This is a genomic window from Vibrio superstes (assembly GCF_003569005.1).
GTDB lineage: Bacteria > Pseudomonadota > Gammaproteobacteria > Enterobacterales > Vibrionaceae > Vibrio > Vibrio superstes.
This window is the reverse complement of sequence record NZ_BCUR01000001.1, coordinates 407,143-424,605: the sequence shown is the minus strand read 5'-3', so window position 1 is coordinate 424,605 and position 17,463 is coordinate 407,143. Positions and strand designations below refer to the sequence as shown.

The 17,463-nt window shown below is 45.2% G+C and carries 12 protein-coding genes and 2 pseudogenes; 7 read left to right on the top strand and 7 right to left on the bottom strand.

The window, feature by feature from the left end:
• The first annotated feature begins 1,307 nt into the window (after positions 1 to 1,307).
• The 4 genes from wecA to galU all read left to right on the top strand — a co-directional run bounded on the left by wecA (position 1,308) and on the right by galU (position 5,681).
• Positions 1,308 to 2,405 carry a UDP-N-acetylglucosamine--undecaprenyl-phosphate N-acetylglucosaminephosphotransferase gene (wecA, locus tag D5I41_RS01795; RefSeq protein WP_119008217.1) on the top strand — a complete coding sequence of 366 codons (1,098 nt, stop codon included), beginning with the start codon at positions 1,308 to 1,310 and terminating at the stop codon, positions 2,403 to 2,405.
• A 125-nt stretch (positions 2,406 to 2,530) separates the two neighbouring features.
• A complete protein-coding gene (locus D5I41_RS01790) occupies positions 2,531 to 3,697 on the top strand; it encodes a nucleotide sugar dehydrogenase (RefSeq protein ID WP_119008216.1) in 1,167 nt (388 codons plus the stop codon).
• Positions 3,698 to 3,706: 9 nt separating this feature from the next.
• The gene (locus D5I41_RS01785; protein WP_119008215.1) at positions 3,707 to 4,711 is read left to right on the top strand and encodes an NAD-dependent epimerase; all 1,005 of its coding nucleotides are present in this window, start codon (positions 3,707 to 3,709) and stop codon (positions 4,709 to 4,711) included.
• Between the two features lie 91 nt (positions 4,712 to 4,802).
• Complete coding sequence (gene galU / locus D5I41_RS01780; protein ID WP_119008214.1) at positions 4,803 to 5,681, top strand: UTP--glucose-1-phosphate uridylyltransferase GalU; 879 nt, start codon at positions 4,803 to 4,805, stop codon at positions 5,679 to 5,681.
• Positions 5,682 to 5,804: 123 nt separating this feature from the next.
• On the opposite strand, the pseudogene D5I41_RS21360 reads toward galU, so the two are convergent.
• Positions 5,805 to 6,068, bottom strand: a pseudogene (locus tag D5I41_RS21360) (site-specific integrase); the annotation flags it as partial.
• A 212-nt stretch (positions 6,069 to 6,280) separates the two neighbouring features.
• On the opposite strand from D5I41_RS21360, the gene D5I41_RS01770 reads away from it, so the two are divergent.
• Positions 6,281 to 8,350, top strand: coding sequence for a YjbH domain-containing protein (locus tag D5I41_RS01770; protein WP_119008213.1), 2,070 nt, complete (start codon positions 6,281 to 6,283; stop codon positions 8,348 to 8,350).
• A 132-nt stretch (positions 8,351 to 8,482) separates the two neighbouring features.
• On the opposite strand, the gene D5I41_RS01765 is transcribed toward D5I41_RS01770, so the two are convergent.
• The 6 genes from D5I41_RS01765 to D5I41_RS01745 form a co-directional block, all read right to left on the bottom strand.
• On the bottom strand, positions 8,483 to 8,968 hold the full coding sequence (locus D5I41_RS01765; protein ID WP_119008212.1) for a methylated-DNA--[protein]-cysteine S-methyltransferase: 486 nt from the start codon (positions 8,966 to 8,968) through the stop codon (positions 8,483 to 8,485).
• A gap of 244 nt (positions 8,969 to 9,212) precedes the next feature.
• Positions 9,213 to 9,368: a hypothetical protein gene (locus tag D5I41_RS21170; RefSeq protein WP_162892771.1), complete on the bottom strand. Its 156-nt coding sequence runs from the start codon at positions 9,366 to 9,368 to the stop codon at positions 9,213 to 9,215.
• Positions 9,369 to 9,609: 241 nt separating this feature from the next.
• Positions 9,610 to 10,773, bottom strand: coding sequence for a tyrosine-type recombinase/integrase (locus tag D5I41_RS01760; RefSeq protein WP_119008211.1), 1,164 nt, complete (start codon positions 10,771 to 10,773; stop codon positions 9,610 to 9,612).
• 240 nt (positions 10,774 to 11,013) lie between these two features.
• Positions 11,014 to 12,237 (bottom strand): hypothetical protein, encoded by a 1,224-nt coding sequence (locus D5I41_RS01755; RefSeq protein WP_119009207.1) that lies wholly within the window; start codon positions 12,235 to 12,237, stop codon positions 11,014 to 11,016.
• 10 nt (positions 12,238 to 12,247) lie between these two features.
• The gene (locus D5I41_RS01750) at positions 12,248 to 15,121 is read right to left on the bottom strand and encodes a tyrosine-type recombinase/integrase (RefSeq protein ID WP_119008210.1); all 2,874 of its coding nucleotides are present in this window, start codon (positions 15,119 to 15,121) and stop codon (positions 12,248 to 12,250) included.
• Positions 15,111 to 16,691: a site-specific integrase gene (locus D5I41_RS01745; protein WP_119008209.1), complete on the bottom strand. Its 1,581-nt coding sequence runs from the start codon at positions 16,689 to 16,691 to the stop codon at positions 15,111 to 15,113. Before D5I41_RS01745 ends, D5I41_RS01750 begins: the two co-directional genes overlap by 11 nt.
• 421 nt (positions 16,692 to 17,112) lie before the next feature.
• On the opposite strand from D5I41_RS01745, the gene D5I41_RS01740 reads away from it, so the two are divergent.
• Together D5I41_RS01740 and D5I41_RS01735 are read left to right on the top strand one after the other, a co-directional pair.
• Positions 17,113 to 17,385, top strand: coding sequence for a type II toxin-antitoxin system TacA family antitoxin (locus D5I41_RS01740; protein WP_119008208.1), 273 nt, complete (start codon positions 17,113 to 17,115; stop codon positions 17,383 to 17,385).
• A pseudogene (locus tag D5I41_RS01735) lies at positions 17,382 to 17,450 on the top strand (GNAT family N-acetyltransferase); the annotation flags it as partial. The gene D5I41_RS01740 and the pseudogene D5I41_RS01735, both read left to right, overlap by 4 nt.
• Positions 17,451 to 17,463 lie beyond the last annotated feature (13 nt).

The window sequence follows — 17,463 nt, the reverse complement described above, 5'->3', positions numbered from 1 at the left end:
TCAAGACATAACCATAGTGAGTCTGTCTTTCACCTTGCAGGGGATGATTTAGAGTATGGGATGTTGAGAATAGGGGCGAGGAATAGATTAATTGGTTGCAAGTTTTGGCTTAGATAAAACGATAGTAAATATTTCTTATTCACTGTTTTGTTTGGGTACAATGAATAGACAATTAAGATTAGAGTTTCTGGCTTTTTATATCATGGAACGGCTCGTGGTAATGAAAGTAACTGGATTTTCTTAGAGGACGACGATTTTACCCTGTTCTTAACCGTTCTGACGAAGTGTGTGAACGGGGTGATATATGCCTATTGCGTGATGAGTAATCATTCCCAGGAAACACACGATACTAATCCAGTAAAGGGATGCATCAATTAAATGGTGTGTTTACTCAGCGGATGAATCGCAAGCACTAGCGCGTAGGATATCTCTTTCAAAGACGTTACACATCGATATTGGGTGACAAAGAGACCCTCCTTCTCGAGTTATTCCGATATCTCCAGTGCGAGCAAAACTGGTTAATTCACCTGATGAGCGGTTATGGTCAAGTTGGCATTCGATGATAGGTCGAACCATTTTTCCACACTGGTTATCAACCGATGCGTTGTTGCTGCAATTTTCTGATGACAGACACACAGCGATTGAGTGCTATAAAACATTTGTGGCGCAAGGCGTTGAAGTTGCTGCTTGGCCTAACCCGAGTCATCAAGTCTTGGTAACGAAGCATTCATAGCGAAATATCAATTATTGCAAAATGAGTTGCTTGAAGACTTTAGGGAGTGCCTCTCAAACAGCGACGAGGCACACCAAAAACATTAGTCGAATACGATTCGGATTCATCAACGCGTAATGAAGCGATAGAAACGGCTTATGCAAGCGGAGGTTATACGTTATAACAGATCGCTGATTACTTTAGTGTTCATTACTCAACTGTAAGTCCGATAGTTAACAATCGCTATTAACACGTTCTTCTTTATTCAATGATATGTCTGTGGGAGTTACTGGGCTGTAGTGATATTTATTCCACGGTAATTCATAGGCTTATCTAACCTTTTGTATGTATTACTTGCCGTATTCGGTTCGTATCCAGATTTTGTCCATCGGTAGAATGTCAGTTCGCTAGAAAACTGATGACAAGACCAGTTTAACAATAAGTGTATATTGGGAGTTTTGAATTCCAACTAATCCTAGCTATTTTTATCTGTTAAATTTCAGTTCCAAACATACCTTTTGAAGGGCTCTTAATCCCTTCATCACAATAATATTTTAATTCAGTTGGCTTTAATAATTTTAATAGGCAAAACTCTATGTCATTTTTTGATTACGTGATCGAGCTATCGATGTTCTTTTTCTTGTCGCTTGCTGTGCTCTACTGTATGCGGAAGGTAGGGTACGCGATAGGCTTGGTTGATAAACCCAATGCACGAAAGCTTCATTCTGGGAGCGTGCCTTTGGTTGGTGGTATCTCCATTTGCATTTCCGTGCTCTACTTTATATACGTGAATGCAGGTCACTTGATGTATCCAGAATTGGTTGCTGGGTGTTTAACGGTATTGGTTTTAATTGGCGTTGCGGACGACCGTTTCGATATTAGCTTCAAATTGCGCATGGGCATTCAAGCTGTGCTCACTTTGGTGATGATTCATTATACCGACATGACCTTGACACACATCGGCAATGCGTTAGGCTTTGGCGTTTGGGCGTTTCCTCCATATGTGGACGTGGTAGTTACGTTGTTTGCGGTGATAGGAGCGATCAATGCCTTTAATATGGTAGATGGTATCGATGGACTATTAGGCGGGCTGACTATTGTTGTATTTACTTCATTGGGAGTGATTTTTTACACGCATGACTTATATCAAATGAGTTACTTTGCTGCAGTACTTGTAGTTATCTTGGTCCCGTTTGTGCTGTTTAACTTAGGGTATTTTGGCAAGGTGCGCAAAGTGTTCATGGGCGATGCCGGTAGTATGATGATAGGCTTTATTGTGATTTGGGTGCTAATTGGCGGAAGCCAAGGTCAAGCCGGTGACTATGTGATTCGCCCTGTAACGGCATTATGGTTAATTGCAGTTCCTTTGATTGATATGATGGCAATCATGATTCGACGTATTCGAAAAGGCCATTCCCCCTTTCATCCCGACCGTGAACACTTCCACCACATAATGCAGCGTATAGGCTTTAGTCCTAGAGAATCTTTAGTGTTGATTTGTTTAGTACAGGTGAGTTATTCCACTGTTGGCTTACTAGGCGAATATTTTAATGTTCCTGAATACATCATGTTCTACACCATTGTAGGATGTTTCCTGTTTCACACCTACTGGATGACGCATTCATTTAAAATGGCAAAGATTGTTCGAAAGTGGAAGAAAATAGAGCCATCTGTGGTTGAAGAAAAGGCGTAAAGAGACGCTGTGTACAGGATGGGCTTGTTTAAATAGGCTCAATTTGACACTTTTAAACCCTCATTTTTCCTCTTTGGGTTCCAGTGTAAAACTCATTCCAAAGCTTTAATTTATACGAGAATACTATGAAAATTGCTATTGCAGGTACGGGCTATGTGGGTCTGTCTAATGCGATGTTGCTTGCGCAGCATCATGAAGTTGTTGCCGTTGATATCATCGAAGAGAAAGTTAGATTACTCAACAGCAAACAATCACCGATAGTCGATACTGAAATTGAAGATTTTTTGGCGAACAAGCCACTTCATTTTACTGCAACACTCAATGCAGAACTGGCCTATCGAGATGCTGATTACGTCGTGATTGCAACACCTACGGACTACGACGTAGAAACTAATTATTTTAATACTTCATCAGTAGAAGCAGTGATTAAGCAAGTCATGCAAATTAACCCGTCGGCAGTGATGGTGATTAAATCTACGGTACCTGTGGGCTATACCGCACGTATTAAGCAAGAACTGGGATGTGAAAACCTTATCTTCTCTCCTGAGTTTTTGCGTGAAGGACGTGCACTGTATGACAATCTGCACCCTTCTCGTATTATCGTTGGTGAGCGCTCCGAGCGCGCTGAAGTTTTTGCTAATTTATTGGTGGAAGGTGCACTAAAAGACAATATCGAGGTGCTGTTTACCGACTCTACTGAAGCGGAAGCGGTAAAACTGTTCTCTAACACCTATCTTGCGCTTCGTGTCGCGTACTTTAACGAGCTAGATTCTTACGCTGAAGCACACGGTCTGGATGCTCGCCAAATTATCGGAGGCGTGGGATTAGATCCGCGCATTGGCAACCATTATAACAACCCATCGTTTGGTTACGGCGGTTACTGCTTACCTAAGGATACCAAACAGCTTCGCGCAAACTATGCGGAAGTGCCAAACAATATTATTGGTGCCATTGTGGATGCCAACACCACGCGTAAAGACTTTGTAGCTGACTCTATCCTTAAGCGCAATCCACAGCGCATTGGTATCTATCGTCTGATTATGAAAGCCGGTTCGGATAATTTCCGCGCGTCTTCGATTCAGGGCATCATGAAGCGACTTAAAGCAAAAGGTGTTGAAGTAGTCGTGTATGAGCCTGTTCTTGATGAAGCAGAGTTCTTTCACTCTGCCGTCATTAAAGATCTTGAAGAGTTTAAAGCAATGTCGGATGTGATCGTGTCTAACCGCATGGTAGAAGAATTGTCAGATGTGGAAAGTAAAGTTTATACACGCGATCTATTTGGTTCGGATTAAGAGGTTTATATGAAATATTTAGTCACGGGTGCTGCAGGCTTTATTGGTAGTGCTGTGGTAGAGCAACTGACTGCAAAAGGTTATTCGGTTGTTGGTGTGGACAATATCAACGACTACTACGATGTAAACCTTAAATTTGCCCGTTTAGAGCGAATTAAGCACTCGAACTTCAATTTAGTAGAGCTTGATATTGCCGATCGCGAAGCTGTAGCAAAACTATTCGAAACCGAGCAGTTTGACCAAGTGATACATTTAGCGGCGCAAGCAGGTGTTAGGTATTCGATTGAGAACCCTCATGCTTACGCAGACTCAAACCTAGTAGGGCATTTGAATATTCTTGAAGGGTGTCGTCACAACAAGGTGAAGCATCTTGTCTACGCTTCCTCAAGCTCGGTATATGGACTTAATGCTAAAACGCCATTCTCAACAGCTGATTCAGTGGATCACCCTGTGTCACTGTATGCTGCGACTAAGAAGTCAAATGAGTTGATGGCGCATAGCTACTCTCATTTATACGACATCCCAACCACCGGATTGCGCTTCTTTACAGTGTATGGCTCATGGGGTCGTCCTGACATGGCGCCGTTTATCTTCACTAAGAAGATACTTGATGGTGATACTATCGATATAAACAATAATGGTGATATGTGGCGTGATTTCACCCACGTTGATGATATCGTTGAAGGTATCGTGCGTATTGCTGATGTTGTACCTGCTCGCCAAAGTGATTGGACAGTGGAGGAGGGCTCTCCTGCAACCAGTTCTGCTCCTTATTCGGTATACAACATTGGTCACGGCTCTCCAATTAACTTGATGGACTTTGTGAAAGCGATTGAAGATGAACTGGGCATTGAAGCGAAAAAGAACTTCCGTGAAATGCAACCAGGCGATGTGTATCAAACCTATGCAGACACCCAAGACTTGTTTGAAGTTACGGGCTATAAGCCTCAAGTAACCGTCAAGGCTGGGGTTGCTGAATTCGTTCAGTGGTATCGCGAGTTTTATAATAAATAAAGCTTAAACTGGGCCGTCACGTAATACGCTGATTAAGTGACGGCTCATTTTTGTATCCCTCTACTTATATTGATAGATATTGAGAATAAAAATGATTAAACATTGTCTATTTCCTGCCGCTGGCTACGGCACCCGGTTTTTACCTGCAACAAAATCCATGCCTAAAGAAATGATGCCCGTTGTAAATAAGCCTCTTATTGAATACGGCGTTGAAGAAGCAATTGAAGCGGGTATGACTAGTATGTGCATCGTCACTGGCCGTGGTAAGCACTCATTGATGGACCACTTTGATAAGAACTACGAACTAGAGCACCAAATTCAGGGTACCAACAAAGAAGAGTTGCTAGACAACATTAGACACACCATAGACTCGGCAGATTTCACTTATATTCGTCAACGTGAAATGAAAGGCTTGGGGCATGCGATTCTTACTGGACGTGAGCTTGTTGGTGATAAACCTTTTGCTGTGGTTTTGGCTGATGATCTTTGTGTGAATGAACAGGAAGGCGTGCTAAGCCAAATGGCCGCACTTTATAAACAATTCCGCTGTTCTATCGTTGCGGTTCAAGAAGTACCTGAAGACGAAACCCATAAATACGGTGTTATCAAAGGTGAGATGATTAAAGATAACATCATTCGTGTTGATGACATGGTAGAAAAGCCAGAACAAGGCACTGCGCCTAGTAATCTTGCCATTATTGGTCGTTATATTCTAACGCCTGATATTTTTGAGCTGATCGAAAACACCGAACCTGGAAAAGGCGGAGAAATCCAAATTACCGATGCCTTGTTAAAACAAGCTCAATCAGGCTGTGTACTGGCGTATAAGTTTAAAGGCAAGCGTTTTGATTGCGGCAGCGTAGAAGGTTACATTGAAGCGACTAATTACTGCTTTGAGAAAGTGTACTCGAAAGATAAGCAAGCAAAAGAGCTAGGTAAACACTCGACCCATAAAGAGCCAGTGGCTTAGTTAAGATGTGAGTGCGTTAACCGGTTGCTGTTGAAGCTAAGCTTAACGAGCCACTGCGGTTTTTAGAATAGCTTTTTAGTGAATCAAAACGCCTTCTAGTTCTTAACTAGAAGGCGTTTTTTGTTATGGGATGCTTTTGTTCATTAAATTATCAAAAGCTTTGCCATCTTGCCTTGAAGCATTACCTACATAGGGCGCATATACATCAAACAGTAGACGTGTATCGTTGTGTCCTAACATTTGAGATATGTACAGTGGGTTCCCGAGTACCGCGCTGTGAAGAACCGCAGCAGTATGTCGTGTGTCATACGCACGACGTTTGGCTAGCCCTGCTTTTTTAAGGGTTGGATACCAAATCTTTTTGCTTATCCAGTGCGTATCTACAGGATTGTCTTTGGCGTTGTTGGTTCATGCTACTAAGAGGGGCAGTTAGCAATGCACATCAAGTTACTAATGTTTCAATTAGAACAGTTATTAAAGGTGGTAGTGAGCACAACTTCTTGGATTATGGATACTTTTAACGAAAAGTACATTGTTTTAACATTATCAATTGGTTATGGTGGTTTTATAGTAGTTGCAGTTAGAATACGGATGTTCTTTTGTACAAATTCACTTTACGACGCTTGATTGCGTGCTCGTTTCTTATCCACAGTGGCGCATCAATAGCCAGTGTGGACATTCTTCCTTCCCAGCAAGGCTTTAGTGGCCTGATATTTACACCCAACGCACAAACCCTAGCAACGGGTAGAGGCGCCGCTTCGTTTGGTCAAGGCGTACCTTATCGTGGCAGCATTGCAGAACTTGACAGTTGGTATGTGAATGCCGGCGTCCTTCCTCATCTGGAAGTGGGTGGTCGAATCGTGACTCAAACGTATAACTGCAATATCTACTTCGAGTCAGATTGCGGCATACGTGATCTTTCCGCTTCGGCAAAATTTCAACTTCCTTATCTAGAAGATCTTACTGGATTCAACCTTGCCTTTGGAGCCCAAGATATTGGGGGGGCTGCGAGTAACTTTGATGCGTACTTTGTGGTTGCCGATACAGAAATTGAAGCATTCAACTTGCGTCTAAGTGGGGGTTACGGTCAATCCGATCTGAGTCTAGGCATACTTGATGGTCCGTTTGGCGGTGCTGAATGGCAACCTTTTGATTTTGTGCAATTGGCTGGGGAGTACGACGCGCAAGAATTCAATGCAACAGTACGTTTGATGACCCCAAGAGATATGTTGCCCTACGGGGCGCAAGTTGCCGCGCAGTATCAACTGTATTCAGGGCACGATAATCAAGATCAAACTTTGTGGGGCGTCAGTGCTTCGGTTCCCTTCTTTGGTGATACCTTCACCCGTAAAAAATACTCTGACATAAAGCCAGACTCTCAATCACAAATAGATGCACAGTTGGCTAAAAACGAGGCAAGCAGTCTGACTCAGTTGATTGGCAAACTTGAGCAAGAAGGGTTTGTTAATATTCGTGTTGGTTCAAATCTTGATACCTTGGTCGTTGCTCTGGAAAACAAACGTTACCAACACAATACGCTCGATGGGGTGGGTGTTGCACTAGGCATCATTTCGGCTCACGCAGGCGAGGGCGTGTTCTCTGAACTGCCTGGTGCTGCGAACAACGCACAAAAAGTAGAGTTGATCTTGGTTCAAAATAAGATCCCGATGCTGGCCATTAACACGGAACTCAACTGTTACAGAGATTTTCTTCAACATGGTGGAGAGTGTGGTGAGACGCAATTTGTCAGCCATGATCTACCCTCCAAAATGGAACAAACCGCTTGGCGTTATGAAACCACCAACGACGGGTTTGCCTACAGTGAGCTTATTTTCTCACCCGTCATGAATTACGCCGTCGCTACAGAATACGGTGTGTTTGATTACTCCGTTGGTTTGGGTACGAACCTGTACACGCCACTTTGGAAAGGGGGCGCGATCGACGTGAGACACGTCCTGCCTATCGCTAACAGTGACGATTATGATGATGGTGTCTATGAAGATGATGCACTAGAAAACGGAATCGACCGTGCTTTGGTGCACCAAGCCTTCCGTTTACCTCTGGATACCATGACCTTGTTCAGTGCGGGTTTGGTTCGCAGTGACTATTACGGTGGTCAAAATGAAACGCAGTGGTACAGCCAAAGCGGTATGCACAATGTAGGTTTTGAAGTCGGTTACTTTGAAGCTAAAGACAGTATTGATATTGATGCTCGTACGCCTTTATTAGCCCATTATCGCTTATCTGTTGCACAGTGGAACTGGCAGATGCAAGTGGAAGGCGGTGAGTTTTGGGGCGGCGACCAGGGTGTTCGAGCCACAACAAGCCACTGGCTAGGCGACACGCGTTTGGATGCCTCGTATCTGAACAGTGAATCAGAACAATTTGTCACCTTAAACGTATCAATACCCTTCACCGTATGGCGTGGTATGAATCCGGATTACTTAACCGTACGCGGAGTTAGCGAATGGAACTTTGGTGTGCAAACCCGCGTGGGTGAAACACACAATCAGCTAAACACGGGATTAGGGCAAACGGCCAACAATTACCACAACCTAGACAGACAATACTTTAACAGAGCAAGGCTCAACCAGAATTACTTTGAGAATAACTCCATACGTTTAAGAAATGCGTATCTTCGTTACTTGGACGAAGTGGTGTATGAGTAATTGGGTTGTAGTTTATTAGGGCTTAACGTAGGTGGTGATGTGATTGAGTCATTCAAAAACATCACTGTCCGCGTAAAGAGGAAGGCGTGTTTGATACATACTACCCATATTGGGAATCTTAAAACAAAAAGCTTATTTGTGCTGTTTTAATACGGAGCTCTCGAAGTTCAGTAACCACTCTTTGCGATTCATACCACCGGTGTAGCCGGTTAATGTTCCATTTGCGCCAATGACTCTATGGCACGGAACGACAATGCTAAATGGATTTTTACCGTTAGCACCACCGACCGCCCTTACGGCTTTTGGGTTATCCATTCTTTTTGCTTGCTCACCATAGCTGATGGTTTCTCCATAAGGGATAGTTGTTAAAGCGGTCCACGCCTTGCGCTGAAACTCAGTGCCTTGTTTTGATTGTAGTGGCAAGTCAAAGCTTCTGCGGTCACCGGCAAAGTACTCGTCTAGTTGGTGAGAGGCTTTAAGGCATAGCTCATCGGGATTTTCTGTAATTTCAAGTTCGGTGTTTACATGGTCTATTTCAATAATCGCTTCGCCATTGCTGATTATGATCATCTTGCCGATGGGAGAGTCATAGAGCATGTTGAAAGTAGTGGATTCCATTTCATCTTCCTAGTTACTAAGGACTATTGTTTTTGTGTCAGTGATTTATGAGTGGCATGATGACGAGTTAGCCCCAGGGTCCAAAAATAAACTGTTTCTGTGACCGAAACCAGAACGATGTTAACTGACTCACTATGGGGCTGCTACTCAATATTTGGTTTGAAGCTTCCAAACCAAAACGGTCAGGTCTTTCATTTTGCTTATCTTCTTTAAGCGCCTTATAGCGATGAAGCGGATATTCAAACTAAGCATCATCTGATGCCAAACTCACGATGGTCACCAGTGGATAGAGAATATTATTGATGCGCTTGTTTGTCAGGCGTCTGCTGCCATCGGGTTTTAAGTCTTTCATTAAAGACTGAAGAAAGAACGCCACCTGCGAAAGAATAATCTCGCTCATTAAAGTATTGCCAAACGATGGAGACAGATAGTGTTTGGCATTGTGAAGGCAATTGTACGCTCTATTGTGGTGCTCCTCCGTGATCCTTGTTACGCCGTGAGGAACATAGCATAGTCAGGAGTATTGGTTTTCTCCTGACTATGCACGAAGCCTATTATGCGGTTCTAAAGACTACGAACCGCAGTTGCGCCCTGCTAGCGATGGATTATCTAAACACTTTCAGTTTTAGGACAAGGCGTCTTCACGGGATAAGCCCATTCATCAAGGTATCAAAGGCTTTGCCATCTTGCCCTGAAGCATTGGCGACATAGGGCGCGTACACATCAAACAGAAGTCTTGTGTCACTGTGCCCCAGCATCTGCGAAATATACAATGGATTTTCAAGCGCCGCGATATGAAGCACCGCCGCCGTATGGCGAGTCTCATAAGCACGTCTCTTAACAAGCCCGGCTTTCTTCAGCGTCGGATACCACAACTTGGTGCTGACCCCATGCGTATCAAGGGGGCGTCCTTTTTCACTGATAAACACAAAATCTTCCGCGCTACTCTCCTTTGAGTGAAGACGTTTCAACGCTTCAAACAAGGTGTTGCACATCTTCAAGTCGCGTCTTGATTTGGGGGTTTTTACATCACACAATTCGCCATTGACATAGTTGTAGCGGATGCGAATCAAGCGATGCTCAAAATCGATCTGCTCCCATCTGAGCGCATGCACCTCACAACTTCTCATTCCGGTCCAAAAGCGAAGAATAAAGTAGTCTCGCCACTTGGTATCGACGGCATCTAAGAAGCGTTTTACTTCCTCAACCGTTAATGGCTTGGAGTTGGCTTTTTCTTCTTTGAGCGATTTGTAGCGACGCAGCGGGTACTCAAATTTAAACTCATCGGATGCCAAACTGACGATGGCAACCAGTGGCCAGAGAATATTATTGATGCGCTTGTTGGTCAGGCGTCTGCTGCCATCAGGTTTTAAGTCTTCCATCAACGACTGACGAAAGAATTCCACTTGCGAGAGGGTAACTTCATTGACCAAGGTATTCCCAAATTCAGGAACCAAATAACGCTCTAGATTATTTCGTACTGTGCCTTTGTAGCTGTTTTTCCATTTGGACAGTTGGCGCTGATACCACTGGGTCGCGAAATCATCGAAATACGGATACAAGCGGTCGGGGTGTTTGGCGCGTTGCAACTCCTCAAAGCGTTTCACTTTTTTACTGTCTGGAAAGTAGTCACGGTACTCAAAGGTGCCAAGCGCGATTTCCGCATTGATGCGCTTTAACGTCGCTTTGGCTTTGTTGAGGTTCTTCGGGGTTGCTAGCATCTTCGTGCCTTCACGAAAGCGCACACCAAAGATGTGAATATCGAACTGAATACGCCCATTAGGGCGAATGCGTATGTGAGCCATGTTGGCCTCCATCAATCAAGTGATACCCTTAACCGATGGGATTCGATAGAATCTGTCCATCGGCTGGGAACGGTTTAAGTCCAGTGCAGCCGGTGCGGAGGGAAGTGGTTGCAGCCACTTCTCTCCAACTGCATGTTTTGTTTCTAAGCTATACCTCCTCTAATCCTTCCTTTCTTGCTGATACTCATAGCCTAACCCACGATTTTAGTTTCCAAAATCGACCCTAAACGCTTGTTTTAGCTATGACTTGGCACAACGACTAAAAAGGTCACCTTGCGCAGGTTCAATGGTGTTGTGGTATTCAATCTCTACAATCATTTCCTCTAGTCCCTCAGAATAGAGTTCAATACCCACGGTTGAGTAAGGAAACTCTGATTCGGTGTGTTTGTACAATCCGAGCACTCGTGAGCCGTCAGGGGCGATAAGCACTTGTAGATACATCTCCTTTGAACCGAGCTTTTTAAACTGCGTGATGGCATTCTTAAATTCGGTAGAAGTCAGGGTATACAACAAGGGTTGCTTTGAAGGTAATACCTTGGACTCAAAGAGTTTGGAGCATCGTTCATCTTCACTCGCACCACTAACTAACACACCGGTAGGGCAGACATACAAAAACGTGCTGTTGAGGAGTTTCAGCGTATCGACTTTGTGGTGCGAGGCGAGTTCATTGCAAAGTCCGCTAACATGAAGGCTAAACTGCGTTTCAACCTCATAGTGGATAGGCTTGGCATCAATGTCGGCATCGATAAAGTTAAGCGCCAGTCCGATGGTCATTACCTCATCAGAAAAGATCGCACTTTCATCATCGGCATAGACATGAATACTGTGAGATAAAGTGTTCTGACACAGTACGCTTAGAGTATTCAAACCGTTCGCATCCAGCTTAAGGTCGATGCGTGGGTTATTTTGATAGGGGAAGTCGTAACTGTGCAGCGTATGATCAGCCACAATCTCCAACTTTTCCTCTTGTTGATTGAGTCTAAAGAGTGACAGTTTTGGATGTGAATTGGTGTGACGCTGAATGCTTTGAAGCCAGCATGTAGACAGCGGTTCAAACCCTGTCGAGTGTATTTTGGTCAGCAGCTGAAGGTGAGTCTCGTTGGCAGGCTTAGCGTTCCCATCTCGCCACGTACCACTTTCCGGTTGCCAGCTCAATCTAGGCAGTCTTTTATTATCGTAATTCACATGAAAGTAAATGGACTCGCCATTTCGGCCTTGCACTGGATTTTCTAAACAGAGCTTCAACCAACTCGCATTGATACTGAACTTACCTGTCTTGAGTGAGCAATCCTCATCAAGTTGAATCGTGAGAATATGAAAGCGTGCTTCATTGCCTGAAATGAGAGTGAGGGTGTTTTTCTTGCGCTCAACGACAAACGTCACTTCATTTTCAGTCGATTTGCTATCGAGAGAGTCTGCAAAGGCGCTAAGGTGCGCATGATAGTGGTAATGAATGGTCAGCATAGTGGTCATCTCACTTTAGGTAATCGATAAGGGTGTGAAACAGCAATGGACTGTCAGGGATGAAGCGAAACACCGCGGTAAAACGGCTCGCTCCTGTGGCAATGGTATTAACGGTAATGTGCTCTCCTTTTTTGGCGTAGTACGTCTTGATGAGTTCAAGCTTTCTTGTTGGACTTTGCTTGCGGTTCTGCTCAAGCAAAAACGACACCTCGAAGCATTGAAATAAGCGAGAGCGAAATAAAGCCTCAAACGCCTCGGCATTAAAGTGATTACAGGCAAAGCTCACTGAAAAAGAGCGCTCATCAAGCACATCGATAGGCCCAAGACATTGAAGCGCATTGCGTTGTCTCTTAGATAATCCAAAGTCTCGATGTTTACCTGTCATGTACCAGAAGTCACTGACCGCCTCAAAGCTCACACCCTTGTTCATCAAAGTGTCAATGAGCATTGGCGTTTGCCAGTTAAACGTGGGCACGGCTTTTGAGCGAGCGCTCGGTTTATGTGTTTTCACATGGTTGTAATGGAGTGTGTTCAGCCAAATGTCGAACAGGCGATTGTCATCGAACGTATCGATGAGAGGCAAGCTGGGCACGTAGTGACGGGGCAGAGCGTTACCGATTGAAGTTAAGAGAAACTCATCAGTGAGCTCAGCGTCACTGAGCGTGATGGTGGTTGTAGCATTCAGCTTGGTATTTGCAGGCAGTCGCTTGGCTATGCTTGGCAAGGACAGTAAAAAGTGGGTTCTGTGCTTACCGATAAGGGTGCGCAGTTGCTTAATTGAATACTCACGCTTGGGTGTAAAGAACTCGGGTAGCCACTCAATGCCATGCAGATAGCTCAGACGAGTGGTGGCGTAGTGAGAATGTCCAAGCTGCTCGCCAATCACATCGAGTAAAATACCGTCGTTCATCTGTGAAAAGTCATTATTTTGAAGCCAGAACTCGAAGCGTGCTTCGCACACCTCTTTGGTTAGCATTAATTCGGTGTACAGATCGGGCGTTGAGTGGTCATGAAACTCGCACGCTAGACTTAATCCTTGTAGATACAGTAAATGGGCACCCGAATGACGCAAATGATGGAAGCGAACCTGGTTGCCATACAGCGCCTTTAAAACTTGTGTCACTGGATAGAGATAGTGAAGCTGTCGCGAGCTTGATGACTCTCCAATAAAACCAAGCAGGGGCGCGTCTTTAGGACAGGTTTGCTTGATTTTAAGCAGCGCGACTAATAGGTTAGCCGAGGCGCTTGGCATCACCACATGTACATAGCGAGACTGACCGTTCTTGGTTTTGCCCTCAACTGTTTCAGTAATATGCAGACGAAATTGGTGCTTGCGGGTAGAGATGACAACGACATCCTGAATACGAAGGCGAACAATCTCTCCACGGCGAAGTGCGCCGTAGTAACCAAGAAGCAGTGCGACGGCGCTAAATAGGCGCTGCAGTGACGTGCCCTTGTTGGTGTTTACCAATGTATGCACCGCATAATGCACCTGTTCGGTGCTGAGTCTGTACGCATCTACATTCATCGGCAGAGTGGGGCACTCAAACTGATGAATATCTAAATGGTCAGTAAGCGCAAGGTGAGAAAGAAAGCGAAGGAAGTTATACACCAGCCATTGGTGTGCTTCACTCTCTTGTGTTTCAAAGGCCTGTTTCGCCCATGCATCAAGCTTAACGGGATCACTGGCATCGAGATACGACAGCGGGCTTGGCAGTTTAGTGTAGATGCCCGTGTATTTGACTAGGGAGGCATCGCTGAGCATTTTAACCTTAATACCGCCATGCACAATCAGATCTTTGATGAAGAGATGCAATAGGGGTGGCAGAACGTTATCTATTGGCCATTCAAGATCCTCCTCATTGGACAGCGCCGTTTTAAGCACGGTTCTTGGTTCACTGGCAAGGCGCTTGAGCAGTGCAAGGTGAGGCCAGTAAGTTTTTACGCTCGTTTGGGCTTTTGGTTGACGCTCAATCTGGGGCAGCTCAAAGCATTTACGAAGGCCTTTTCGGGTATGAGTGTCACTGACCACAACAGGTTTGAATGCGAAGTGTCGAGTGGGCTGAACCAAGTCTGATAGCAATTCAGGCGGATAACCATACTGACAATGCCAGACCGACTGGATCGCAAGATGCCACTCTCTGGCGGTAATGGGCTTTGGATAAAGTCGAGCCAAAAGCGGGTGTACAACATGAAGCTTGTTGGCTTCATCATTAATGGACTCCAGCAAGCGCGCTTCACGAATACATCTTTTCCCTTTACTGGTCTGTTTGTAGTAGTGATGCAGCGCATAACAGGCCGTTGGCGTGAGAGAGTAGCGTGTAAAGCTCGGCAGTTGTTTTGTGTGCTTGAGCGGGTGATGGACTTTAAGTGTGAGTCTGTCTTCAAACACGTCAATGGAATCAGGACGCTTGAGTATGTCTATCCAGTGAGCCATCGATAGAGGTGCGACTTCCATACTGAGCAGAGTAATGATCTCATAAGGCGACAGTGTTTTGCCTTTGGACACCCAGTCTTGTTTCTTATATTCGCCATACAGCGCCCCACCTAAGTGGGCGTGCTTCATGATTTGAACCAACCAGCTTTCCATATGGTCGCGATAGACTCTCGATTTTTGCTCAGGTAATTGCCACTGACAGGCGTTTTGTAAATAGAGAAGAGTATGGTCGAGTGCACCCTTTAGCTTGCGTTGGCGACCACTAGGGATGGTTTTAATGTGCGATCGAATGCGCTCGAGCGATTCATCGGTCAATACTCTTCGGTTTTGACTGTCCTCAGCAATGAGCATAATGACAGCGTCATAATGCTCCTTGGCTAAAGGCGATAGCCCCATCTCATGCAGGTAACCTTGAATATCAGCAGCGGTTAAGTTGTTAGACGTCATGTTGAGCCTCCTTGGTCAGTGTACTTTGAGGTAAAAAGGTGCTTCTAAAGGTATTCGGCGCATCCAAACCAACAAGGCTCGCGATTTGGTTCAAGTGCGCTTGAGCCGCCTCTGTGGTCGCGGGAAAGGTTTGCTCGCGTCCGAGATGCTCCCCAAACTCGCTGTGTCCCATTAGGCGGTCAATCTGCTGTGTGGAAAGGGCAGGGAAATTGGCCGTCAGTGCCATTTGTGCAAAGGAATGACGAAGCTGGTAAGGCACGACATTGGGATTGGCAGAGAAAGACGGCATGGAAGTGCGAAGCGTTTTCGCATTGAGGTTTAATGCGTTGAAATCCTCATCCAGCAAGTACCACAGTGAGTTGGTCTTGGGTTTCAAAGACAGATGCACGGTAATGATGTGCTGAAGCGCAAGGTATTCCTTTAACGCATGAGAAAAGAAGTCACACAGCCAGACGGTGCGATAGCGGCCTTTGTCGCGCACCATGGCATGGCGACAATCAAAACACTGGCTCGCCTCTATGGAAATGGCGTGCGTGGGTCTCACGCCGGTCAGTATTAAAAACTGATACGTGATTTGATAGGTGCGCAGATTGTAATAGTGTCTGAGTGACTCCCTCGTCCAGGTATCGCAGTGTGCCTCGCGCACCGCATCAGACAGTGAGTGAAAAAACTGTCTGACTTCATCAACAGACAGCGCTCGGTCTGAACCGACGTAAATCGGCTCAGTAGGCACATGGGTGTAGGTCCCGTTTTGTTGCTGTCTCTTGAGTTGCGGAATACGCCCTGATTGCGTCAGGTATTGAGGACGCTTGACACGTTGTTCGAACGGGAAAGGGAAGTAACCTTTCAGTCCATGCAAACGGATAGCATCCACCAAGCGCTTCACATAGTGATTGTGTGCCTCAAATATCTTGAAGCGTATTTTGTCACTGCTTTCTCTTTGGTAAGCCTTGGCACTGTGATGATGGTCTTGATGACGTGGTAGCATCACGCTTTTGGCAATGGTGGAAAGCTTCGGGTCGCTCTGCCCCATATGTAGCCAATAGCGAAACAAGCGATCTTTTCTCACGCGAGACTGAGACGACAGCTTACCCAGCGTTTTCCATTTACGACCGAGGTCTTCACAAAGCGCCTTGTGCTGCTTTTCCGTCAGCAAAGGCGCAGAAGAACCGGAGGGCAGAGCGTCAGTAAACAAAGAAATGAACGCATCAGGTATGGGTTGCCAAAGATATTCAATACCGCCTTTGACCGGATAGGCTTTAGCATACTCAACCCAACTGATGTTGTTCATGCGCACCGGTCTGAGAGCATGGGCTTGGCATTCTGAGTTGCCAGTAATGCGCTTGAGCCTAGGCAAGTTACCTAGCGGCTCTATGTCTAACAACTCATGCGTCATCCACCAAATAAGAAAGCACGCGACTTTGCGTTTGCGAACGGTCTCTGAATCACCTTTGCGATGAATACGATGCAGCGCAATCGCCAGAGTTGTCGCGATAAGCTGCGCATCAGGCGCAACCCCGCCACTGTTATTCGCACGGTTTCGTTTCTGTTGTGCAGTGTGTCTACCCATGACACCCTCCTTGGTTAGCTGATTGGATTAGGCATTTGCTCCAAAGACGGACAGTCTTTGAGCAAGGCCTAATACCAAAATATCAGTGGGTTCTGGATTTCCGAAATCGGGGGTAAAGAGGGAGGTTTGGAATATTGATTAGGTTGTGAAGCCTCGTTGGGTGGGGCTTTATAGCAATTTGAATAAGCGAGTTGTAGAGAGTTTAACTTAGTTATATAAAAATAATTTTTAGACCGATTTAAACTATCTGCGGATTTTTGATAATCTGCCCAAGAAAGTACTGAGGAATTGACTTGAAATTAAGAGATATAAACGGCTTTTTGGAATAGTGTAAATTAAAATGGGTGCCGAATTGCCTTGCTTGCTATCGAGTTTAAGGTGGTAATCTTAATACGCCACTTTGACACAATAGGGAAATGCTATGGCATCTATTACACCTCGTATTACCGTTCAGGTAGATGTCGATACTCAGAATTTTCTGACCAAGGCTGCGGCAGTAGCCGGTATGCCCAGTATCAACGCCTTTGTATTGAGTGCCGCAATTGAAAAAGCTAAGCAAGTGATCGAACGTGAACAGGCTTTAAAACTGAGTCAGGCTAACGCGATGTTGTTGATGGATGCCTTAGATCGCCCTGCCAAATCGAATGCCAAGTTGAAAGCAGCGTCTGATCGGTACGAGAACAAAATACAATGATGAACTCGGTGCTTCTAGATAAAGCTAAACATGATAGAAACCGGTTCAACTGCGGTATACCTGCTTCTGCAGATATAA